At 69.5% G+C, this 22,195-nt stretch carries 20 protein-coding genes and 1 rRNA gene; 12 read left to right on the top strand and 9 right to left on the bottom strand.

From position 1 onward, the window contains the following. Both rrf and AB0I54_RS37680 read left to right on the top strand, forming a co-directional pair. Positions 1 to 86 (top strand): 5S ribosomal RNA (gene rrf, locus AB0I54_RS37685); the annotation flags it as partial. 342 nt (positions 87 to 428) lie between these two features. Continuing rightward, a complete protein-coding gene (locus tag AB0I54_RS37680; RefSeq protein WP_363300786.1) occupies positions 429 to 626 on the top strand; it encodes a hypothetical protein in 198 nt (65 codons plus the stop codon). A gap of 5 nt (positions 627 to 631) precedes the next feature. On the opposite strand, the gene AB0I54_RS37675 is transcribed toward AB0I54_RS37680, so the two are convergent. Then, positions 632 to 1,192 (bottom strand): cysteine hydrolase family protein, encoded by a 561-nt coding sequence (locus tag AB0I54_RS37675; protein ID WP_363300785.1) that lies wholly within the window; start codon positions 1,190 to 1,192, stop codon positions 632 to 634. Between the two features lie 85 nt (positions 1,193 to 1,277). Here AB0I54_RS37675 and AB0I54_RS37670 point away from each other — a divergent pair, with 85 nt between their 5' ends. Further along, positions 1,278 to 1,841 (top strand): GNAT family N-acetyltransferase, encoded by a 564-nt coding sequence (locus tag AB0I54_RS37670; protein WP_363300784.1) that lies wholly within the window; start codon positions 1,278 to 1,280, stop codon positions 1,839 to 1,841. 37 nt (positions 1,842 to 1,878) lie between these two features. Here the strand turns inward: AB0I54_RS37670 and AB0I54_RS37665 are convergent, their stop codons facing one another. The 7 genes from AB0I54_RS37665 to AB0I54_RS37635 all read right to left on the bottom strand — a co-directional run bounded on the left by AB0I54_RS37665 (position 1,879) and on the right by AB0I54_RS37635 (position 10,373). Next, a complete protein-coding gene (locus AB0I54_RS37665; RefSeq protein WP_363300783.1) occupies positions 1,879 to 3,444 on the bottom strand; it encodes a type IV secretory system conjugative DNA transfer family protein in 1,566 nt (521 codons plus the stop codon). A gap of 12 nt (positions 3,445 to 3,456) precedes the next feature. Further along, complete coding sequence (locus AB0I54_RS37660; protein WP_363300782.1) at positions 3,457 to 4,869, bottom strand: ATP-binding protein; 1,413 nt, start codon at positions 4,867 to 4,869, stop codon at positions 3,457 to 3,459. Between the two features lie 9 nt (positions 4,870 to 4,878). After that, positions 4,879 to 6,438 carry an SCO6880 family protein gene (locus AB0I54_RS37655; RefSeq protein WP_363300781.1) on the bottom strand — a complete coding sequence of 520 codons (1,560 nt, stop codon included), beginning with the start codon at positions 6,436 to 6,438 and terminating at the stop codon, positions 4,879 to 4,881. Then, positions 6,435 to 7,769, bottom strand: a complete 1,335-nt coding sequence (locus tag AB0I54_RS37650) for a hypothetical protein (RefSeq protein ID WP_363300780.1) — start codon at positions 7,767 to 7,769, stop codon at positions 6,435 to 6,437. The genes AB0I54_RS37655 and AB0I54_RS37650 overlap by 4 nt, the downstream gene beginning before the upstream one ends. Continuing rightward, positions 7,759 to 8,583 (bottom strand): hypothetical protein, encoded by an 825-nt coding sequence (locus tag AB0I54_RS37645; protein ID WP_363300779.1) that lies wholly within the window; start codon positions 8,581 to 8,583, stop codon positions 7,759 to 7,761. Before AB0I54_RS37645 ends, AB0I54_RS37650 begins: the two co-directional genes overlap by 11 nt. Positions 8,584 to 8,761: 178 nt before the next feature. Continuing rightward, complete coding sequence (locus AB0I54_RS37640; protein ID WP_014673544.1) at positions 8,762 to 9,070, bottom strand: hypothetical protein; 309 nt, start codon at positions 9,068 to 9,070, stop codon at positions 8,762 to 8,764. A gap of 700 nt (positions 9,071 to 9,770) precedes the next feature. Next, the gene (locus AB0I54_RS37635) at positions 9,771 to 10,373 is read right to left on the bottom strand and encodes a TetR/AcrR family transcriptional regulator (protein WP_363300778.1); all 603 of its coding nucleotides are present in this window, start codon (positions 10,371 to 10,373) and stop codon (positions 9,771 to 9,773) included. Positions 10,374 to 10,462: 89 nt separating this feature from the next. Between AB0I54_RS37635 and AB0I54_RS37630 the strand changes: the two genes are divergently transcribed. From AB0I54_RS37630 to AB0I54_RS37610, 5 genes are all read left to right on the top strand, one after another. Further along, entirely contained in the window at positions 10,463 to 11,389 is a 927-nt protein-coding gene (locus tag AB0I54_RS37630; protein WP_363300777.1) for an oxidoreductase, read from the top strand. Between the two features lie 74 nt (positions 11,390 to 11,463). Continuing rightward, positions 11,464 to 12,276, top strand: coding sequence for an SDR family oxidoreductase (locus AB0I54_RS37625; RefSeq protein ID WP_363300776.1), 813 nt, complete (start codon positions 11,464 to 11,466; stop codon positions 12,274 to 12,276). A 225-nt stretch (positions 12,277 to 12,501) separates the two neighbouring features. Further along, positions 12,502 to 13,275: a trypsin-like peptidase domain-containing protein gene (locus AB0I54_RS37620; protein ID WP_363300775.1), complete on the top strand. Its 774-nt coding sequence runs from the start codon at positions 12,502 to 12,504 to the stop codon at positions 13,273 to 13,275. Positions 13,276 to 13,474: 199 nt separating this feature from the next. Further along, positions 13,475 to 14,419, top strand: a complete 945-nt coding sequence (locus tag AB0I54_RS37615) for a bifunctional lytic transglycosylase/C40 family peptidase (RefSeq protein WP_363300792.1) — start codon at positions 13,475 to 13,477, stop codon at positions 14,417 to 14,419. 222 nt (positions 14,420 to 14,641) lie between these two features. Beyond that, positions 14,642 to 15,352 carry a phosphatase PAP2 family protein gene (locus AB0I54_RS37610; RefSeq protein ID WP_363300774.1) on the top strand — a complete coding sequence of 237 codons (711 nt, stop codon included), beginning with the start codon at positions 14,642 to 14,644 and terminating at the stop codon, positions 15,350 to 15,352. 47 nt (positions 15,353 to 15,399) lie between these two features. On the opposite strand, the gene AB0I54_RS37605 is transcribed toward AB0I54_RS37610, so the two are convergent. Next, entirely contained in the window at positions 15,400 to 16,983 is a 1,584-nt protein-coding gene (locus AB0I54_RS37605) for an FAD-binding oxidoreductase (RefSeq protein WP_363300773.1), read from the bottom strand. Positions 16,984 to 17,329: 346 nt separating this feature from the next. Between AB0I54_RS37605 and pstS the strand changes: the two genes are divergently transcribed. The 4 genes from pstS to pstB all read left to right on the top strand — a co-directional run bounded on the left by pstS (position 17,330) and on the right by pstB (position 21,453). Continuing rightward, positions 17,330 to 18,457, top strand: coding sequence for a phosphate ABC transporter substrate-binding protein PstS (pstS, locus tag AB0I54_RS37600; protein ID WP_363300772.1), 1,128 nt, complete (start codon positions 17,330 to 17,332; stop codon positions 18,455 to 18,457). A 107-nt stretch (positions 18,458 to 18,564) separates the two neighbouring features. Continuing rightward, positions 18,565 to 19,575: a phosphate ABC transporter permease subunit PstC gene (gene pstC, locus AB0I54_RS37595; protein ID WP_363300771.1), complete on the top strand. Its 1,011-nt coding sequence runs from the start codon at positions 18,565 to 18,567 to the stop codon at positions 19,573 to 19,575. Next, the gene (pstA, locus tag AB0I54_RS37590; RefSeq protein WP_363300770.1) at positions 19,572 to 20,636 is read left to right on the top strand and encodes a phosphate ABC transporter permease PstA; all 1,065 of its coding nucleotides are present in this window, start codon (positions 19,572 to 19,574) and stop codon (positions 20,634 to 20,636) included. The genes pstC and pstA overlap by 4 nt, the downstream gene beginning before the upstream one ends. A gap of 40 nt (positions 20,637 to 20,676) precedes the next feature. Beyond that, on the top strand, positions 20,677 to 21,453 hold the full coding sequence (gene pstB, locus AB0I54_RS37585; protein ID WP_363300769.1) for a phosphate ABC transporter ATP-binding protein PstB: 777 nt from the start codon (positions 20,677 to 20,679) through the stop codon (positions 21,451 to 21,453). The last annotated feature ends 742 nt before the right edge of the window (positions 21,454 to 22,195 follow it).

Below are 22,195 nucleotides of genomic sequence, written 5' to 3'. Positions count from 1 at the left end.
GTTACATTCCGAACCCGGAAGCTAAGCCTCACAGCGCCGATGGTACTGCAGGGGGGACCCTGTGGGAGAGTAGGACACCGCCGAACAAATTTTGAGAAAGAGCCCCAACTCCGGTTGAAAAACCGCGAGTTGGGGCTCTTTCGCGTTCACGCCACGGTCATGACCACGGCACCTTGGTTCTACGGGGTTGCCGCTGTCGCCCTCGCGGCCGGCGGCGGGCAGGGCACCGAAGGGCGACGGGACCGCCGTGACTCCCGTCGGCTACAAGGTCACTCCGGCCGGGCGCCAGGCCCAGCTGGGCAACCTCCCCCTCAACGCCGTGCTGTCCCCCGACAAGAGCATGCTCCGGGTGAGCAACGCCGGTCAGGGCACGCAGTCCCTGCAGGTGGTCGACCCCGAGGACTCGGAGGTTGTGCAGAATCACGGCGGTGAACACGGTCGACTCGCCGATGGCCGGTGTGTCGGCGAAGCAGGACCTCACCATGGAGGACCAGATCGACGAGCGGACCTTCAACGAGGCGATCTGGAAGAGCGTGCGCGGGGCGAAGTCGCGGATGCCGGAGCCCCGGCACGACCTCTATGGCGCCGTGCCCAATGATCAGGCCAAGGAGCTCGACGACGACTGACGGTGTCAGTCGGCCGCGGTGAAGGTCACCTCCGCGGTGTCGACGCTCCCGCCCCGGCGGCCGGGTGCGCTCTGCCACTTCCAGTAGAGGTTGGTGTGGGCGATCACCTGCTCCGGGGCGGGGGCGCCGTAAGCGGAGAGGTCCTCCGTCGTATGGGCGTCGGCGACCAGCGTCGCGTCGTACCCGCGGACCATGGCGCCGTGCAGGGTGGAGCGGATGCACACGTCCGTCTGGGCGCCGGTGACGACGAGCCGGCCGACGCCGCGCTCGGCCAGGACGGACTCCAGCTCGGTGTCCTCGAAGGAGTCCGGGTAGTTCTTGTGGACCAGGGGCTCGGTGTCGTGGCGCTTCAGCTCCGGGACGTACTCCCAGGGCTCGCTGCCGGACTTCAGCTGTTCGTCGGAGTGCTGCACCCAGATCACGGGGACGTTCTCGGCGCGGGCCTTGTCGACCAGGACGTTGATGTTCGCGATCACGTCGGCGCGGTTGTGGGAGCCCTCCACCACCCCGTTCTGGACGTCCACGATGAGCAGTGCGGTGTTCGGCCTGTTCTGCAGAGTCGTCATGGCGACCACGGTAGACCGCGGCACTGACAACGAGCCCGGAGTATTTCGGGTGAGCGGTCCGGTGGGCTGGTACTAGCGTGGCCGTATGAGCAGCTTGATCAGCGATGATTACGTGATCCGGGCGATACGGGCCGACGAGTGGCAGGCCGTCAAGCGGCTGCGGCTCGACGCGCTGCGGGATCCCGTGGCCCACCTGGCGTTCCTGGAGACGTACGAGAAGGCCGCGGCCGAGCCGGACGCCTTCTGGCAGGGGCGGGCCGAACGGTCCGGCGAGGGGGCGGCCGGCGCCCGGCAGTTCATCGCCGAGGGGCCCGACGGGGCGTGGGTCGGCACATTGACCGTGCTCGTGGAGGAGGCGGGGTCCACCGACTGGGCCGGCTTCGCGGTCGACCGGAAGCAGGGGCATGTCGTCGGGGTGTTCGTGCAGCCCGGGTACCGGGGGACCGGGCTGACGGAGGCGTTGTTCGCGGCGGGGGTGGAGTGGGCCTGGGGGATCGGGGCCGAGCGGGTGCGGCTGATCGTCCACGAGGACAACGGGCGGGCCCAGGGCTTCTACCGCAAGGTGGGGTTCGTGCCGAGCGGGGTCATCGTGCCGTTGGAGCAGGCGTCCGGGGAGTCCGAGTTGGAGTTCGTGCTCGAAAAGTCGTAACGCATCGTAGGTCCTACCTGAGTCGTAACGAGGCTTCTCAGACCGGCAGTTCGTGGTGCGGCCAGCGGGCGCGGCCCTGTTCCCGGGAGCGGAGCAGGGCCAGGGTCGGCAGGCCGCGGTCCGCCCCGTTGGTCAGCAGCTCGGGGAGCTGGGGGAGCGGGGCGACGGCCGCGATGTCGTCGAGGACGAGGGCCAGTGGTGGGTCGAGCCGACCGGAGGATGACCGTTCGGCCATGCGCCGGCCGCGCTCGACCACGCTTGAGACAAGTGCCGTCAGAAGAGGCATCGCACCTGGGTTGGTCCTGGGGTCCTCGATGGATTCACCCACCAGATAAAGCGTGCCCCCTTCGTTGACGAAGGAATCCAAGGCAAGCGCATCAGTTCGGTTCGGAGTGCATGCCTCGCGGATATTGACCGTGGAGAGGGCGGCCAGCGCACGGCTCGTCAACTCCTGTGCGATGTCACGGCGTTCGGGGTGTGCGGTAAGCGCGGCTTCCAGCTCGCCCGCGGCTCCGGGGGCCGCCTTGGGGTTGGTACGGAGGGTTCGTACGGCGTCCTGGATCTGGGCGCCCTGGGTCCAGCGGTGGACGTGGCGGATGGTGCGGCCGTCTATGGCGGCGGCGTGCAGATAGCTGCGGAGCAGGGTTTCGGCGGTGTCCACGAGGGCCTGGTCGATCTTGGCCGTCGGTCTGACCGGGGCCAGCAGGGCCGTCGCGCGCTGCACCGCCGTCTGCTTGTCCTCGCAGCCCGCCGTGGGCGACCAGTGGAGGCGGGCCGGGGTGTCGCAGAGGTGGGTCGGGTCGTAGAGGAGGACGGGGCCGAGTTTGGCGCGCGCGTCCTTGGTCTCCGACCAGAGCACGGGGTTCGACGTGACGACCAGCGCGGGGCCTTCCGCGTCCCGGATCGCCTGGGTCGCGGTGGTGTGGCGGGTCTCGGGCGGGGCGTAGAGCACGGCGCCTTCGGTGCGGCCGGCTTCCCACGCGCCCACGCGTTCACCGTTGGCGGGGAAGCCGGGAAGGGCCTCCGTCGGCTCGGGCTCCGCTTCCCTGCGTGGTTCGGGCACCTCGAACTGCTGGGGCTGGGGTGCCTGTGGCTGAGTCGGCCGTGGCTGAGTCGGCTGTGACTGAGCCGCCGGATCCGCTGAGGGCGCAGGATCCGCTGAGGCCGTCGGGGCCGCGCCCGCCGCCTGCGCGCGCCCCTTCGCCGCGCCCTTCTCGAAGCTCCGTCTGACCTTCCCCGCCCGCCACCGCGCCAGCGTTCCCATCACGAACACGGTCAGTACGAACAGCACCATCAGCTGGCCGATGAACAGACCCCAGAACAGCCCGTACCCGGAGAGCTGCCCGGCCGGTGTGCTGGGCCAGGCGCCGGTGATGTCGTGCGGTTCGCCGATGAGGTGCCGCATGGCCAGCGGGGTCCGGGTGAAGGTGACGCCGGACGGCCACGAGCCCCGGGCGAACCAGCCGGCCAGTCCCGTCGCCGTCCACACCAGCAGGGTCATGCCGAGGAGGAACGCGAGCAGGCCGACCAGCAGTCCGTCGGGAATACCGCCCTGGTTCTCCCGCCGGAGGTCGCGGGGGTCGCGGTGGTCGTCGGGTCTCACGGGGGTTCCTCCCTACGCCACCGTCGATTCGGAGTCGCCGAGGTGCTGTTCCACGAAGGCCGCCGCGCGCTCCTCCGCCTCCAGCTCGGCCGCGCGCAACGCGTCGTCGGACTCCATCTCCCGGGACGACTCGGTCATCGCCCGGTCGGTGAAGACCAGCGGGCGTTCCGTCTCCGTCACCAGGTGCTTGACCACCTGGACATTGCCGTTGACGTCCCACACCGCGATGCCCGGAGTGAGGGTCGGGATGATCTCCACGGCCCACCTGGGCAGGCCCAGCACCCGGCCCGTCGCCCGCGCCTCGTCCGCCTTCTGGGCGTAGACGGTCCGTGTGGAGGCCATCTTCAGGATCGCGGCCGCCTCCTTCGCCGCCGCTCCGTCCACGACGTCGGACAGATGGTGGACGACCGCCACGAAGGACAGACCCAGCCGGCGCCCGAACTTCAGCAGCCGCTGGAACAGCTGTGCCACGAACGGGCTGGCGATGATGTGCCAGGCCTCCTCGACCAGGAAGATGCGCTTCTTCCGGTCGGGGCGGATCCAGGTGTGCTCCAGCCACACGCCGACGATCGCCATCAGGATCGGCATGGCGATGGAGTTCCGGTCGATGTGGGACAGGTCGAAGACGATCAGCGGGGCGTCGAGGTCGATGCCGACCGTGGTGGGACCGTCGAACATGCCGCGCAGGTCACCGTCGACCAGGCGGTCCAGGACCAGCGCCACGTCCAGGCCCCAGGCCCGTACGTCGTCTATGGCGACGTTCATCGCCTCGGCCGACTCCGGCTCCGGGTGCCGTAGCTGCTCGACGATGTCGGACAGCACCGGCTGGCGCTCGACGATCGTCTCGTTGACGTACGCGTGCGCCACCTTCAGCGCGAAGCCGGACCGCTCGTCCAGGCCGTGCCCCATCGCGACCTCGATGATCGTGCGCAGCAGCGCCAGCTGGCCGGTCGTCGTGATCGAGGGATCGAGCGGGTTGAGCCGGATGCCGTGGTCCAGGGCCGCCATCGGGTCCAGCCGGATGGGAGTTATCCCCAGCTCCTCCGCGATGAGGTTCCATTCGCCGACCCCGTCCTCGCCCTGTGCGTCCAGGACGACGACCTGGCGGTCGCGGAAGCGCAGCTGGCGCAGGACGTACGTCTTCTCCAGGGCCGACTTGCCGTTGCCGGACTCGCCGAGGACCAGCCAGTGCGGCGCGGGGAGCTGCTGGCCGTAGAGCTGGAACGGGTCGTAGATGTAGCCCTTGCCGGAGTAGACCTCGCGGCCGATGATCACGCCGGAGTCGCCGAGGCCGGGGGCGGCGGTCGGGAGGTAGACCGCCTGGGCCTGGCCCGTGGACGTGCGCACCGGCAGCCGGGTCGTCTCGACCTTCCCGAAGAGGAAGGACGTGAAGGAGTCGGTGAGGACGGACAGCGGATCCCGCATGTATGGCCCCTACCTTCGGATACCGGTGGCGAACGGGAGGGTGTTCACGAAGGCCCGGTGATGCTCGCGGTCGCACCACTCCAGCTTCAGATACGACTTTCCGGCCGAGGCCCTTATGGTCCGTTTGTCGCGGTTGAGTGCCTCCGGTGAGCGGGAGGACACGGTGATGTAGCCGACGAGGTTGACCCCGGCCGCGCCACTGGCCAGGTCCTCGCCGCGCTGGTCGAGTCGGTTGTGGGCGGCGATGTCGCGCGGGTCGACGGTGCGGTTCATCTTGGCGGCGCGGCTGGCCTCGGCCTCGTCGTTCGTCTTCTCGGTCAGCATGCGCTCGATGGCGATCTCGGTGGGTTCGAGGTCCATCGTCACGGCGACCGTGCGGATGACGTCCGGGGTGTGGACCAGCAGGGGCGCGAGGAAGTTGACGCCGACCGGTGTCATCGGCCACTCCTTCACCCAGGCGGTGGCGTGGCACCAGGGCGCGCGGGTCGAGGACTCCCGGGTCTTGGCCTGGAGGTAGGTGGGCTCCATGGCGTCGAGCTCGGCCGGCCAGGCATTGCGTTTCGTCATCGCCTGGATGTGGTCGATCGGGTGGTCCGGGTCGTACATGGAGTGGATGAGGGAGGCGAGCCGGCCCTGGCCGAGCGGCTGGCGCACCCGGATGTCCGCCTCCTGGAGGCGCGAGCAGATGTCGGTCAGCTCGCGCGCCATGACGACGGCGAGCCCGGCGTCCCGGTCCAGCTTCCGCCCGGCCTGTGGCCGTGCCGCCCGGGCCATGGCCTGCGCCTCGGAGGCCAGCTCGCGCGTGTAGTGCATACAGGCGACGAGGTAGGCGCGGTGCTGCTCGCTGCTGGTGGACACCATCGACTGGAGCTGGTCGTACGAGCGGGCCAGCCAGTCGGGCGCCTTCTCGTCCCCGCGCTGGGCGACGTCCTTGGCGTGGGCGTCCGGGTCGGCGGGGAGGGTGCGGGCGAGCATCTGGAGCCGGGTGACGAAGCCGTCGCCGTTGGCCACGTGCTTGAGCAGCGTGCCGAAGCGGTCGACGAGGGCCTCCTGGTCCTCGGAGTCGCGCAGACCGACGCCGGGGCCCTCGATCTCGATGGCCGCGGTGACGGTACGGCGGTCGGCGTGCAGCAGGACGGCGATCTCGTCCGGCCCGAAGGGCGCGGCCAGCCAGCTGATGCGGCCGATCCCGGGCGGCGGCCCGATCTCCACCTCACGCCCGTCGAACCGGGTGCCGGCTTCCATCACCCCGCTGCGGTAGACGGTGCCCTGCCGCAGGGTGCGCTTGTAGCTGCGGTTGATCTCGAACCACTTGTAGAACGTACGGCGCTTGTACGGCACGTACACCGCCATCAGCGCCAGCAGCGGGAAGCCCATCAGCAGCACGATGCGCAGCGAGAGGACGGGAACCAGGAGCCCGCACATCATGCCGAGGAACGCGCCCGCGATGATCAGCGCGATCTCGCCGGACTCACGGTTCCGTCCGACGATCGCGTTCGGCCGGGCGCGGCCGATGAGATACGTACGGCGGGGCGTGACCGGATGGGACATGTGGGACTCGGTCGTCAACGCCCTTCACCTCCCGAGCGATTGCTGCTGTTGCGTGTGTTGCCGGCGTGCGGGGTGTTCACCGGGCTGGGGGCGCGCGGCGCGGGGGTGGCGGAGGAGGATCCGCCGCCACCTCCGTTCGAGCCGCGCGAGCTGTGCGCGGCGACGCCGCCCTGGGCCGGGTTGGCCGGGCGGGGGGTGTTGGAGCCGCCGGACTGGCCGCCGCCTCCGTTGTTGTCGGCACGGGCGCTGTGAGTCTTGATGCCCTGCGCGACCAGGGTGGCCGGGGAGCTGATGACCGCGGCTGCCTTGCCCTCGGCGCCCTGCATGATGCGGTTGTTGCGGCCGTTGGCGATCTCGTCGCCGAAGCCCGGGACGAAGCGGTAGATCATCGCGCTGGCGAAGATGGCGAGCAGGATGATGGCGAGGCCGGAGACCACGGCGGAGAAGGCGTTGGGTCCGTTGTCGCTGGACAGGGCCCCCGCGAGGCCGAGCACGATGACGATCACCGGCTTGACGAGGATGACGGCGATCATGATGCCGGCCCAGCGGCGTACGTGACCCCAGAGGTTCTTGTCGACGAGGCCCGCGTAGACGACGGTGCCGAGGAGGGCGCCGACGTAGAGGAGGGCGGCCCTGATGACCAGCTCCAGCCAGAGGATGCCGGCGGCGAGGATGCTGACCAGGGAGACGACGATCAGCATGATCGGGCCGCCGCCGATGTTCTCGCCCTTGTCCAGGGCGCCGGAGAAGGTGCCGAAGAAGGTGTCGGTCTGGTCGCCGGTCGCCTTTGCGAGTACGTCCGTGACGCCGTCGGTGGCCGAGACGACCGTGTAGAGGATCAGCGGGGTGAACGCCGACGCGAGCACGGTCAGCCAGAGGAAGCCGATCGCCTCGGAGAGGGCGGTGGTGAGCGGGACGCCGCGCACCGCGCGCTTGGCCACGGCCAGCAGCCACAGCAGGAGGGTCAGGATCGTCGACGCCGCGAAGACCACCGCGTACTGCTGGAGGAACTTGGCGTTGGTGAAGTCGACGTTCGCGGTCTCCTTGACGGCGTCACTGAGCTTGTTGATGGTCCAGGAGGCGGCGTCGGCACAGCCCTTGGCGAGGGAGGAGAGGGGGTCGAGGGTGGAGAGGGGGTCGTTGGGGGTGCCGGTGGATCCTTTGGATCCGCTGTCGCGTTCGCAGTAAGCCTTGGCAGGCCCCCGGATGAGGTCGCAGGCGTTGTTGCTCGTCGAGGGCGACGGGCTGGGAGAGGGTGCGGCGAAGGCTTGGGTGGCCAGCAGCACCGCGGTGGTCTGTACGGCGCCGAGCACGGCCGTGACCTTGAGGATGCGGTGGTTAGCGCGCATACGTGAACCCTCCGTACTCCTCGACGGCCTTCGTCATGTCGTCAGCGGTGGAGGCCTTCTGGTCGCGGCCGACCGGGACGGGGCCGTCCTTCTGCTGGAAGTCGGTGATCTTCCAGTCGTTGCCGACCCACTTCATTTCGTACGTGGTGGTGTACCAGCTCTCGGACACCGGATTGGTCGAGGCCTCTCCGGACAGGCCGAAGAGCGAGGTGTACCAGACCGCGACTGTGGCGCTGTCCGAACTGGACGACGTGACCTTGGTGCCCACTGGGATGACCCGGGAGATGAAGGTCTGGCCCTGCGGCGCGGTGCCGTCCTTACTGAGACCGATGTTGGCCAGGAACTTCTCGCTGGAGTAGGCGCCGTCCAAGTCGGTTTGCCTGCCGGCGGCGACATCGGGGGCGTACACGGTGTTGACGATCTCGTGCCGTCTCGCTGGGTTGAACATGTCGGCCGAGCCCATTGCTACGGAGTAGTTGGCCGCCGCACTCTCCGCCCCCTGCCGGCTGTGCGCGAACCCCGTCGGAATCCCCCCCGCCTTCGACTCCACCGGCTTCGTCCCGCTTGCTGCTGTGGACGACGTGGCCGGCTTGTCGGTGGTGCCGTCGGAGGTCGCTGCGTCGTCACCTCCACGGTTCGCAAAGGCGATCGCGGCGATCAGGAGGACCACCACCCCGACGACCGTGACCAGGCTCCGTGAGGACGAGCGGCCGCCGCGCCGGGCGCCGCCGTAGGGGTCGCCCTCGGGGAGTCGCGTGCGTGTCTGACCCGTGTCGGCGTACCCGCCGGAACCGTGCTCGTCTCCGAGACTCATGCCGCGTTAGCCCCCTCGTACCGGACCGCGTAGGAATACGACGGTAGCCGTGCTGGTTCCCGCGCGGGCGCGGTGTGGTGACTCGACATCAGGGAAACGCAACCTCAGCCGGTGGGCACGAAGGGCGGGTGGGGTGGAGGGGGACGACAGGGCCAGTCCGGGCGCGCCCGGGGCGCGGTTACACGGCCATTCCGTACACGATGGTGAACAGCGTGCCCAGGGAACCGATGATGAAGACCCCCGTGAGACCGGCGATGATGAGGCCCTTGCCCTGTTCGGCGCTGAAGGTGTCCCGGAGGGCCGTCGCGCCGATGCGCTGCTTGGCCGCGCCCCAGACCGCGATGCCGAGGCAGAGCAGGATGGCTACGGCCATCACCACCTCGATCATCACCTTCGCCTCGTTGCCCAGGCTGCCGAAGGGGCCCCAGTCCGGAGCGATCCCGCCGATGATGGTGTTGATGTCTCCCTTGTCGGCCGCAAAGAGCATGTAAGTCACCGCCCCTGGTGGGTAGTTCGGATATGCCCCTGCGGTGCGCAGAGGCCACGCCTCATTCTCGCCGAGATTGTCGCTGTCGTATGTCGACTTGACGTCATTGCTTGGCGGGTTTCGTACGAATGGCACGTACGGTGACTCTGTGTATCACGGCAGGTCACGCCGGGCAACGAGGCCTGAGCGGAACCTGTAGTGTGGTTCCGTCGTTGACCCCTCTTACGACCTGGCACGGTTTCTGACGGCCGGTCGGGTGAGTCGTCGAGACGATGTTCTCACGGTGCGCATCACGAACGGGCCCCGGCTGCTGCCGAGGCCCGCGCCATCTGCCGTGTGCTGCCGGTCCGTTCGCTCGCGCACGAAGAACGGGCCGCGGCCGGCTGCCGTGGCCCGTTCCCTTCCCGTGCCGCCGAGGGGACCCCACGTCCCCCTCGTCGCGGCGGTACTCGGCGCAGGGGGTGGCCGTCCAAGTCGCTTCGGGCGAGGCGGACTTGGCGTCGGCACACACGACGACCCTCGCTTGTCGAGTGCGCGACAACAAGACAGGTGGCGGAATTCTGACTCCCGCGTTACTGAAAGGGACGCCGGGCTTACCGGCCATTGGGGGCCGGATGGTGCCGGGGTGGGGGCGGCTTGACCCGGCGCACAGTACAGATGCCGCCCGGGTGCTGCCCGGCCGACCGTGTTTCGCCGCTTCTCAGCGGGGTTTGAGGCCGTGCAGCAAGTGGTGCACGTGTTCGTCCAGGCCGGCCAGGGCCTGGTCCGCCGGGATCGAGCCGTTGGCGGCGAAGGAGGCGAGTCCGTGCATGCTCGCGGCCGCGACGAGGGTGATGCGCTCCGGGTCGCCCGCGACGATCTCGCCCCGCGCCTGCGCGTCCGCGACGAGCCGCATGAAGGAGCCGACGGAGCGGTCCACCTCGGCGGCGAGCTGTGCGGAGGCCTCGGGGTCGTGCTTGCGCATGAACATCAGCTCCAGCAGCGCGGCGTTCTCGGCGGCGAACCCGACGTACGCCTTGGCCAGCGCGCACAGCCGCGGCTCCAGCGCGAGCGCGGGATCGTCCGCGGACTCCAGCGCCTGGGCCAGCCGCTCGTACCCGGTCAGGGCCAGGGCGTCGAGCAGTGCCTGTTTGTCCTTGAAGTGGCGGCCGGGGGCGGCGTGGCTCACCCCGATCTCGCGCGCCAGCTCGCGCAGGGACAGCGCGGCGGCGCCCCGGTCGCGCAGGGTGCGCTCGGCGGCCTCCAGGAGGGCGGCGCGCAGGTCTCCGTGGTGATAGGGGCGGCTCTCGGACATGTGGACCATCGTATCGGCATGTAGACGGCGGCAGCATTGTTGGCGGTGTCACCATTGTTGTCATTGACAGCATTGTTGGCGGCGCCTACATTGAAGTCATGGCTGACAAGAACGACGCGCTCAAGGCGCGCACATGGAACGCGACCCACCTCCCCGACCTCCGTGGCCGTACGGCCGTGATCACCGGCGCCAACAGTGGCATCGGTTTCGCCGCCGCCGACGCGCTGGCCCGTGCGGGAGCCCACGTGGTGTTCGCCGTACGGGATCTCGAACGTGGCCGGGCCGCCGCCGCGAAGGTGACCGGCAGCACGGAGGTGCGCCGCCTGGACCTGGCGGATCTCTCCTCCGTACGGGAGTTCGCCGGGGCGTGGCAGGGCCCGATCGATCTGCTGATCAACAACGCGGGCGTGATGATGCTCCCGGAGCAGCGGACCAAGGACGGCTTCGAGATGCAGTTCGGCACGAACCACCTCGGCCACTTCGCCCTGACGAACCTGCTGCTGCCCCACGTCACGGGCAAGGTGGTGACGGTCTCCTCCGGTGCCCACCGCATGGGCGACCGCGCGATCTCCTTCGACGACCCCAACCTCACGGGCCGCTACACCCCCCAGCGCGCCTACTCCCAGTCCAAGCTGGCGAACCTCCTGTTCACCCTGGAACTGCAGCGCCGTCTGACGGAGTCCGGCTCGCCCGTCCGCGCCCTCGCCGCCCACCCCGGCTGGGCTGCCACCAATCTGCAGAGCCACACCGCGAACCCGGTCGCCCGGGGCCTCATGCTCGTCGGCAACCGGTTCCTGGCGCAGGACGACAGGGCGGGCGCGCTGCCCACCCTGTACGCCGCGACCCAGGACCTGCCCGGTGCAAGTTACGTGGGCCCGGACGGCCTGGGCGAGATGCGCGGCGCGCCGACCCTGGTGGGCCGTATCGCGGCGGCGAGCGACCCGGCGGCCGCGCGGCGGCTGTGGACCCTGTCCGAGGACATGACCGGCATCAAGTGGGGCATCGAGATCGCCGAGGCGGTGTGACAGGGGCGGTCGGAACCGCGTGAACAGGCGGCGGCTACGGTAAGCGGAATCAACCGCTCCAAGGAGGTGGCCGGATGGACGCGGACGCCGTGGACTTCACGCTCGGCGGCCGTACGGCCCTGGTCACCGGCTCGGTACGCGGCCTGGGCCTTGAGATGGCCCGAGGGCTGGCCGGAGCCGGCGCCCGGGTGATCCTCAACGGGCGCGACCCCGCCGCCCTCGACGCCGTGGCCGCGCGGCTCCGCGATGACGGGCTGGACGTGCTGGCCGCCGCCTTCGACGTCACCGACCGGCGCGCCGCCGACGAGGCGGTGGCCGCCCTGGGCCATGTCGACGTCCTGGTGAACAACGTGGGCCACCGCGAGCGGCGGGGCGTCGAGGAACTGACCCCCGACGAACTGGCCCACGCCCTCGACGTCCATCTGACCTCGGCGTACGCCCTGAGCCAGACCGTCGCCCGGGGCCTCGCCGAGCGCGGCACTCCCGGCCGCGTCATCAACGTCTGCTCGGCCGTCGGCCGGCTCGGCCGGACCGGGCACGCCTCCTACGCCACCGCCAAGGCGGGCCTCGACGGCCTCACCCGCGCCCTCGCCGCGGACCTCGGCCCCAGCGGTACGACCGTCAACTCGGTGGCACCGGGCACCTTCGCCACCGACGGGAACGCGAACCCGGCCGCGAACCCGGCCGAGGACCCCGCCGAGGACCCCGCCGAGCATCCGAACCCGGACCCGGACCCGGACCGCTGGCTGCGCACCCGAACGGCCCTCGGCCGCTGGGGCCGTCCGGCCGAGATAGCGGGCATCGTCGTCTTCCTGGCGAGCGATGCGGCGTCCTTCATCACCGGGCAGACGATCGCGGTGGACGGCGGGATGACGACGACGTTCTGACCGGGGGCGGCCGGTCGTCGGCACGTCGTCGGTGAGCCGTCAGCACATTGGCCCAACGGGAGTGGCACGCACGAGGCGGGGGAGGGAACCGCACAGTACGGTGGTCTCGAACCGGACTTGAGCCGGCCGGGGTGCGGTGGTCCGGCGGCCGACAGGGCGGTTCACAGGAAAATCTCAGTGAAGTCGGGAACTGTTTCTCACCTTCGTGGGACAAAGTGGGGCCTGATGAAGCGCATCTCACGCATCTCAGGTACCTCGCGTCCCGTCCTGCTCGGTGGCGCGATGGTGTTGCTGGCCGCCACCTCGGCTTCCGTCGCGGCGGCCGACGACGGGCCGGGACCGTTCGGGGTCACCGCCGTGGCCGCCGTCACCGCGCGCGGCGCGCGGGTCGGGGCGCTGTTCGGCGCGGACAAGGCCGACGACCTCTCCGGGAACCACTTCTGCACCGCCTCCGTCGTGCACAGCGCCCAGCGGAACCTCATCGTCACCGCGGCGCACTGCGTGGGCGGCGACGACTCCGACCTCGTGTTCGTGCCGGGGTACCGGGACGGGCAGGCGCCGTACGGGGTGTGGAAGGTCGGGAAGCGGTTCCTGCCCGACGGGTGGTCCCGGGGGCAGGACGAGGACAGCGACATCGCGTTCGCGTTCGTGGACGAGCTGGACGGGAAGCGGATCGAGGACGTCGTGGGCGGCAACCGCTTCGTGACGGGGATGGCGACCGGGGCGACGGCGGTGACCGTCACCGGTTACCCCGACTCCCACGAGGTGCCCATCAGCTGCACCAACAAGCCCTCCGCGCACAGCAGTACGCAGCAGCGCATCGACTGCCCCGGCTTCAGCGGAGGAACCAGCGGCAGTCCGTGGGTGAACGGGGACCACGAGGTCGTGGGTGTGCTCGGCGGGCACGAGCAGGGCGGGTCCACGGACGACACCTCCTACAGCGTGGTGCTGGGCGCGGAGGCCGCGGAGCTGTACCGGGACGCGGTGACCGATCCCTGATGCACCCGGACGGCTTCGGCTGCTTGGATTTCGCGTCGAGCAGGCCGCGGGAGCGTCGCGAACAGGCCGAAATGACGGCCGCGCGGACGGACGCGACGCAAAAGCGGTCTTGAACGGGCCGTCTATGGGGGAGGGTTGACCCGTGCGGAAAGTATGGGTGGCCGGTGGCGTCGCGGTCGGGCTCGGCCTGAGCTTCGTGATGCTGCTCGTCGTCGGGGTGTACATCGTCGCCGGGAACCTCGTGGGCGGCCTCGGCGGGGGCCGGGTCGGGCTGGCCAAGGGAGCGGTACCGGCGGCCTACCAGGTGCTGGTGCAGAAGTGGGGCAACCTGTGCCCCGCCCTCAACCCCGCTCTGCTGGCCGCCCAGTTGTACCAGGAGAGCGGCTTCAACCCGAACGCCAAGAGCCCCGCGCAGGCGCAGGGGATAGCACAGTTCATCCCGGGGACGTGGGCCACGCATGGTGTCGACGGCGACGGCGACGGCGACCGCGACGTCTGGGACCCGAATGACGCGATTCCGTCGGCCGCTTCGTACGACTGCGAACTCGCGAAGTACGTCAAGGACGTGCCCGGCGACACGTCGGCCAACATGCTCGCCGCCTACAACGCGGGGGCGTACGCGGTCATCAAGTACGGGGGTGTGCCGCCGTACAAGGAGACCCAGGGCTATGTGAAGACGATCACGACGCTGCAGGAGAGCTTCGCCGCACCCGCCACCCGGGTCGATCCCTCCGAGCAGGCCGCCGGGGCCATCTACTACGCGCAGAAGAAGCTCGGCACGCCTTATCTCTGGGGTGGGAACGGCACCGCCGACCAGGGTGGCCGGTTCGACTGTTCGGGGTTGACCAAGGCCGCGTACGAGAGTGTGGGGGTCACGCTGCCGCGGGTCGCCAACGATCAGTACAACGCCGGGCCGCACCCGTCCCGGGACCAACTGCTCCCCGGTGACCTGGTGTTCTTCTCGGACGACCCCACCGACTCCCGGGCCATCCGGCACGTGGGAATGTACGTGGGGGGCGGTTACATGATCGACGCTCCGCGGCCGGGGGCCGTGATCAGGTTCGATCCGGTCGACACCCCGGATTATTTCGGCGCCACCCGCGTCACCGAAGATGGCGCGAAAGCGCTCCCGACAACTGTGTGAACCGACTGTGAACCCATCCCCTGAGCTGCGGCGATGAGTCTCTCTTCGATAACGTCTGCGTGATCATTCGGTGGAGTGTGGAACGTATCAATGGGGATCGTGCGTTCCTGTTGACGTGGTCGAGCGGACGCTCAGCGGAAGCGGAACCTACAAGCCACGGGGGTGGGCAGGAGCGGCGCACGTGAGGTGCGTCCGGAACAACGACGAAGGGGCCGCAGCACCATGGCTGTACTCGCCGAATCCGGATCGAACCCCGACGTCGACCTGCTCTACGACATCAACGGCCTGGCCAAGAGCGCCCCGAACTGGTTCGACCGGGTCATGGAGTTCGTGGGTGAGTACGGGCTGCTGCTCGCCACGGTGCTGCTGGTGGTGTGGTGCTGGTGGTCCGTCCGCCGGCGGGCCGGCAGCGCGGACGAGGCGGCGTCGTCCGTGGCCGCGCTCGTGTGGGCGCCGCTCGCGGCCGCCATCGCCGTGCTCGTCAACGTGCCCATCCGCGGGTTCGTCGAGCGGCCCCGGCCCTTCCGTGATCACCAGGGTCTCGCGGTCCTCGTCTCCGGCAAGACCGACTACTCCTTCGTGAGCGACCACGCGACGATCACCATGGCCTTGGGCGTGGGGCTGTTCGTCGCCAACCGGCGGTTCGGCATCGCCGGGATCGGGCTCGCGCTGTTCGAGGGCTTCTGCCGGGTGTACATGGGTGTGCACTATCCGACGGACGTCGTCGGGGGCTTCGCCCTCGGCACGGCTGTTGTCCTGCTGCTGTCCCCGCCGGCCATGGCCCTGCTCACGCCGGTGACGAAGGCGGTCGCGCGCTCGCCCAGGGCGGGGCTGCTGATCCGTCGCCGTTCGCCGTCCGGCGGGACCGGGGAGCCGCTGGTCCCGGGGGCCCGGACGCAGGCGGCGTCCGAGGAGCGGGACCTGGCGGCCTAGGTCCGACAGGGCCTAGTGGCAGCGGGCAGCTCAGAGGCTCTGGCAGTTCAGAGGCTCTGCGGGTAGGTGAAGAAGCGGGTCGGGTCGTACTTCGTCTTGACCTGCTTCAGGCGTGCCGCCGCGTCCCCGTAGTACGCCTTGCGCCAGTCCCTCAGCGTCGGGTCCGTGTAGTTCTGGTACGCCGCTCCCGACGCGTACGGCTTCATCGCGTCGTGCGCCGTCGTCAGCCAGGACTGGGCCGTGCCGCCCGAGGTGCCGGCCCGCCAGGAGGCGATGTACTGGGCCAGCATGCGCGAGCGGCGGTGGACGAAGGCCGTCGCCGTGGGGGAGACGCGGTTGACCGCGCCGCCGAGGGCCGTCAGCGCGATGCTGCCCGAACCGCCCCGCACCGTCTGCATCTGCTGGAGAAGCGTCTGGATGCCGGCCGCGGACAGGGAGCGGTCGAAGAAGTCCGAGCGGGCGGCGTACGTCTCCCTGCCCAGCGCGCCCTGCGGGGAGCGGCCGGGGGTGGAGCCGGGCAAATGGCACTGGGCCTGCGTGGAGAAGGAGGAGCAGCCCGCGTAGATCTCCATCGCCTCCTCGTAGCCGCGGCGGCGCAGCGACACGCTCCGCGCGTTCGCGCCGACCAGGTGTGCCAGGCGGTCCACCGCGTTCTGGAGTTCGCCGTAGGTGCCGAGGGAGAACGCGGCGACCGAGACGGTCGGGGTGCCGCCCGCCGAGTTCGCCAGGTGCAGGGAGGACCAGATCTCGTCCGGCTGGCTCGGGCCCCACTCCTGCCAGGCCTTGATCACCGCCGCGGCCTTCGCCCACGGCCAGGTCAGATAGCCGGTGACGGCCTGCGGCGCGGGGTGGGTCCTGAACTGAAGTTCCGTGACGACGCCGAAGTTTCCGTTGCCGGCGCCGCGCAGGGCCCAGAACAGGTCCTTGTTCGTGGTGGCGTTCGCGACGAGCTGCTTGCCGTCCGCCGTGATCAGGGTGGCCTGGGTCAGGCTGTCGCAGGTCAGGCCGTAGGCGCGGGAGACGACACCGTGGCCGCCGCCGAGGACCAGGCCGGAGACGCCGACCGTGGGGCAGGAGCCCGCCGGGATGGTCACGCCCTTCGCGGTGAGCGCGCGGTAGACGTCGATCAGCTTGGAGCCGGCGCCGACCACGGCCTGCCCTCCGCTCACGCGTATTCGGTTCAGCTTCGAGACGTCGACGATCAGCCGGCCGTTGCCGGAGGACCAGCCGGCATAGGAGTGGCCGCCGTTGCGTATCGCCACCTGGATGCCGTGGGCCTTGGCGTAGGCCAGCGTCGTGCGGATGTCGTCCGCGTGTGCGACATAGGCGACCGCCGCGGGCTTCAGGCCGTCGAAGCGGGTGTTGTACAGCTGGTGGGCGGTCGTCCAGGAGGCGTCCGAGGGGCGGACCAGAGGGCCGTCGAGGTCACGGGCGAGGCCGGCCCAGTTGGCGGCGGCCGCCGCATGGGCGGTCTTGGCTTGCGTGCCGGAGGATATGGACGTAGCGGACGAATCGGCCACATTGGCCGTGTCGGTCGAGGGGCCGGCAGTCGACTTGCCCCCGCTGCACCCCGCTGTCGCGGCCGCAGTCAGTGCGGCCGCGCCGCCTGAGATGAACGTGCGCCGTTCCATACCCGTGCCTTTCGTCGGCTTTCGTGGAACGAGACGAAGCCGGGGGACCGAGGGTTCCACCGGCTTCGAATACACGTGCGCGCCGCTCGGGCGGGGCGCCGCGCGGGCAACTGTATGTAACCCGGCGTTCGGGACCTTGGCGTGCCCTCCCCGTGAGCATTCCGTGACCTTACCGGGCCGACGGCAGGGGTTCACCCGCCGTTCACTTATGGCCATCGGTGGCTTCACCTGATCTGTCTAATTTCGGCCGTACACGGTGCGGAGAGAGGCCCTGACAGGAACTCGCGCACTGACGACGACCTCGCACGCCGCCGACGGTGGCGGCTCCAGGAAGGAACTCCTGAAAGTGAAGCTTCAGCGCAAGAACCGGCTGCGCGCCATCTCCCTCGGTGCTGTCGCCGTCTCCGGAGCCCTGGCCCTGACGGCGTGCGGCTCCGACGACACCGGTAAGAAGACGACGGACAACTCCTCGTCCTCGACGAGCGCCAGCTCGATCAAGTGCGACAACGCCAAGGGCCAGCTGCTCGCCGACGGCTCCTCCGCGCAGAAGAACGCGATCGACGCCTGGGTGAAGGAGTTCTCCCAGGCCTGTGGCGTCCAGATCAACTACAAGGGCGGCGGCTCCGGCGCCGGTGTCACGGCGTTCACCCAGGGCCAGGTCGCCTTCGCCGGTTCCGACTCGGCGCTCAAGCCCGAAGAGGTCACCGCCTCCAAGAAGGTCTGCTCCGGCGGCCAGGGCATCGACCTCCCGATGGTCGGCGGCCCGATCGCCCTCGGTTACAACGTCCCGGGTGTCGACAACCTGGTTCTGGACGCGCCGACCCTCGCCAAGATCTTCGACAGCAAGATCAAGACCTGGAACGACCCGGCGATCAAGAAGCTGAACCCCGACGCGAAGCTTCCCAGCCTGAAGATCCAGGCGTTCCACCGCTCGGACGAGTCCGGCACCACGGACAACTTCACCAAGTACCTGATCGCCACCACCCCGGACAACTGGAAGTACTCCGGCGGCAAGGCCTGGCAGGCCAAGGGCGGCCAGGCTGCCCCGCAGTCCGCGGGTGTGGCCCAGCAGGTGAAGCAGACCGCCGGTGCCATCGGTTACTTCGAGCTGTCCTACGTCACGGACGGCATGAAGGCCGTCTCCATCGACACGGGTGCCAGCAAGCCGGTCGCCCCCAGCACCGAGAGCGCCACCGCCGACATCGCCGCCGCGAAGGTCATCGGCACCGGCAAGGACCTCTCGCTCCAGCTGGACTACAAGACCAAGGCCGAGGGCGCCTACCCGATCACCCTCGTCACCTACGAGATCATCTGCGACAAGGGCAACAAGGCCGACACCCTGCCGGCGACCAAGGCGTTCCTGCGCTACATCGCGAGCGAGGACGGCCAGAAGGTTCTCTCGGGCATCGACTACGCGCCGGTTCCCGACGAGATCATCGCGAAGGTCCGCACCACCATCGAGGGCCTGAGCTGACCTAGGAGTGCGGTCCGGTCCCGGACTACCGGGACCGGACCGCACCGTCCGGTGCACCGCCGCCAGGAGCCGTACAACCCATATGGCTCCGCAGACCGGAGAACCCGATGGACATAACCACACGGAACACTGAAGACGCACCTCCCCCCACCTCACAGCCGACCGCGGGCGCGCAGAAGCGTGTCTCCCGTGGCGCCACCCGACCCGGCGACCGGATCTTCCTCGGTCTCTCCCGTGGGTCGGGCATCTTCCTGTTGGTGATCATGGCCGCCATCGCGGTCTTCCTCACCTACCGTGCCTCCCTCGCCATCAGCAAGGACCACGGGAACTTCCTCACCACCTCCGAGTGGAACACCAACCTCCAGCCACCGGTGTTCGGCATCGCCGTGCTGGCCTTCGGCACGATCGTCTCCTCGATCATCGCCATGCTCATCGCGGTGCCGGTCGCGGTCGCGATCGCGCTGTTCATCACGCACTACGCGCCGCGCAAGCTGGCCGGACCCGTCGCGTACGTGGTCGACCTGCTCGCCGCGGTGCCGTCCATCGTGTACGGCCTGTGGGGCGCGCTGATCCTCGTACCGCACATGACCGGCCTGTTCGGCTGGCTCAACGACTACTTCAGCTGGACCGGGCTCTTCACCTGGGACGAGGGCGCCCCGCGCTCGATGCTCACGGTCGGCATCCTGCTCGCGATCATGATCCTGCCGATCATCACCAACGTGAGCCGTGAGGTCTTCCGCCAGGTCCCGCAGATGCACGAGGAAGCGGCCCTGGCCCTCGGCGCCACGCGCTGGGAGGTCATCCGCATGTCGGTGCTGCCCTTCGGCCGCTCCGGCGTGATCTCCGCCTCGATGCTCGGCCTCGGCCGCGCGCTCGGCGAGACGATGGCCGTCGCCACCGTGCTCTCCCCGGACTTCATCATCCACGCCAGCCTGCTCAACCCGGGCGGCGGCACCTTCGCCCAGAACATCGCCAGCAAGTTCAGCGAGGCGACGCAGTTCGGCCGTGACGCGCTCATCGCCTCCGGTCTGGTCCTGTTCGTCATCACCCTGCTGGTCAACGGCGCGGCCCGGATCATCATCGCCCGCCGCGCGGAGTACTCGGGGGCCAACGCATGAGCCACGCAGCCGTCGTCAGCGACAAGCGCCCCAGCACGCTGCGTGGCGCCAGCCTCCCCAAGTGGTCGCCGTGGGCGATCGCGGGCGGCTCGATCGCCCTCGGGATCGGCATCGCCCTGGCCGCCGGCCTGGACAGCAAGATCCAGTGGGGCCTGATCGCCGCGCTCCTCTTCGTCTTCGGCACGTACGGCATCGCCGCCCGCGTCGAGGGCCGTCGCCAGGCCAAGGACCGCATCGCGACCAGCCTCGTCTGGGTCGCCTTCATCCTCGCCGTCGTCCCGCTGGTCTCCCTGATCTGGGTCACGATCGCGCGCGGCGTCAAGGTCCTGGACGTCTACTTCCTGACCCACTCCATGGGTGTGGTCGCCGACACCGAGCCGGGCGGTGGCATCTACCACGCCATCATCGGCAGCCTCGAACAGGTCGGCCTGGCCACCCTGATCGGCGCCCCGATCGGTGTGATGACCGCGATCTACCTCGTCGAGTACGGACGCGGGGGCCTTGCCAAGGCCATCACCTTCTTCGTCGACGTGATGACCGGTATCCCGTCGATCGTCGCCGGTCTGTTCATCCTCAGCCTGATGCTGATGTGGGACATGCAGCCCTTCGGCTTCGCCGGCTCGCTCGCCCTGGCCATCCTGATGATGCCGGTCGTGGTCCGCTCCACCGAGGAGATGCTCAAGCTCGTCCCGAACGAGCTGCGCGAGGCCTCCCTGGCGCTCGGCGTCCCGAAGTGGCGCACCATCCTGAAGGTGGTCCTGCCGACCTCCATCGGCGGCATCACCACCGGCATCATGCTGGCGGTCGCCCGTATCGCCGGTGAGACCGCGCCCGTGCTGCTGCTGGTGTTCGGCAACCCGTTCATCAACACGAACCCCTTCGAGGGTGCGCAGGCGTCGCTGCCGCTGTACATCTATCAGCAGTTCGCGAACAGCGCGGGTTCCGGTGCGGCGTACGACCGGGCCTGGGCGGCCTCGCTGACGCTGATCGCCTTCGTGATGATCCTCAACCTGGCGGCCCGCGCGATCGCGCGCTGGAAGGCCCCGAAGACCGGTCGCTGACGGCGGCCCTCAGCGACTGATTTCTGGAAGTGAAGTAGACATGGCCAAGCGAATCGACGTAAGCGGACTCACCGCCTACTACGGCTCCCACAAGGCGATCGAAGACATCTCGATGACCGTCGAGCCCCGCTCGGTGACGGCCTTCATCGGCCCCTCCGGCTGCGGCAAGTCGACGTTCCTGCGCACGCTGAACCGTATGCACGAGGTCACCCCCGGTGGCCGGGTCGAGGGCAAGGTCCTGCTCGACGACGAGGACCTGTACGGCGTCGGCATAGACCCGGTGTCGGTCCGCCGCGAGGTGGGCATGGTGTTCCAGCGCCCGAACCCCTTCCCGACGATGTCGATCTTCGACAACGTGGCGGCGGGGCTGCGGCTGAACGGCAACTACAAGAAGAGCGAGCTGAGCGACATCGTCGAGAAGTCGCTCAAGGGCGCGAACCTCTGGAACGAGGTCAAGGACCGTCTGAACAAGCCCGGTTCGGGTCTGTCCGGCGGCCAGCAGCAGCGGCTGTGCATCGCGCGGGCGATCGCGGTGGAGCCGAAGGTTCTGCTCATGGACGAGCCCTGCTCGGCCCTGGACCCGATCTCCACGCTCGCCATCGAGGACCTGATCGGTGAGCTGAAGGAGCGCTTCACGATCGTCATCGTGACGCACAACATGCAGCAGGCGGCGCGCGTCTCCGACCGTACGGCGTTCTTCAACCTCGCCGCCGTCGGCCAGCCCGGCCGGCTGATCGAGATCGACGACACGGAGCGGATCTTCTCCAACCCGTCCGTCCAGGCCACGGAGGACTACATCTCCGGCCGCTTCGGCTGAGCCGATGCCGGTATAGAACCCCTCGCGGTGCTGCATGGCGGTGCCACCGCGAGGACGGAAAAGGGCCCGCCCCTGGCTCCCGGGGGCGGGCCCGTTCCTTACTCCCGTACCCCCCACCAGGGGGCTCCGCCCCCTGGACCCCCGACCTATGCCCACCCACCACCCGACTCGGCCGACTGAAAAGCCAAGCACGGCGACATCACCCCGAGGCGCCTCCACGGCTGCGCGAGATGACTGGCCATAGCCTCGGCCACCCGACAGGCACGCTCTGCGGCCTCACCCTGGGGGGCGACTTCTCAGCCGACGTCGACGGGCGGGCGGGGTGGGGACTCGGTCGGCTGGTGAGCGGGCGCTGTAGCCGGGCCTCGGGGTTCACTTCTCAGCGCACCGAGACGGGGGCGGGTGAGGTGGGGACTCGGTCGACTGGTGAACGGGCCCTGCGACCGCGCCCCGGGGTTCACTTTTCAGCCCACCAAGACGGGCGGGGTGGGAACTCGGTCGACTGGTGAACGGGCCTTGCGACCGGGCCCCGGGGTTCACTTCTCAGCCCACCGAGACGGGGGCGGGTGAGGTGGGGACTCGGTCGGCTGGTAGCGGGCGCTGTAGCCGGGCCTCAGGGCTCACTTCTCAGCCCACCGAGACGGGTGGGCGGGTGAGGTGGGGACTCGGTCGGCTGGTAGCGGGCGCTGTAGCCGGGCCTCAGGGCTCACTTCTCAGCCCACCGAGACGGGTGGGCGGGTGG

This window comes from Streptomyces sp. NPDC050625, from assembly GCF_040654755.1.
Lineage (GTDB): Bacteria > Actinomycetota > Actinomycetes > Streptomycetales > Streptomycetaceae > Streptomyces.
Note: the sequence above shows the minus strand (reverse complement) of the source record. Positions and strands in the feature narration are given on the sequence as shown.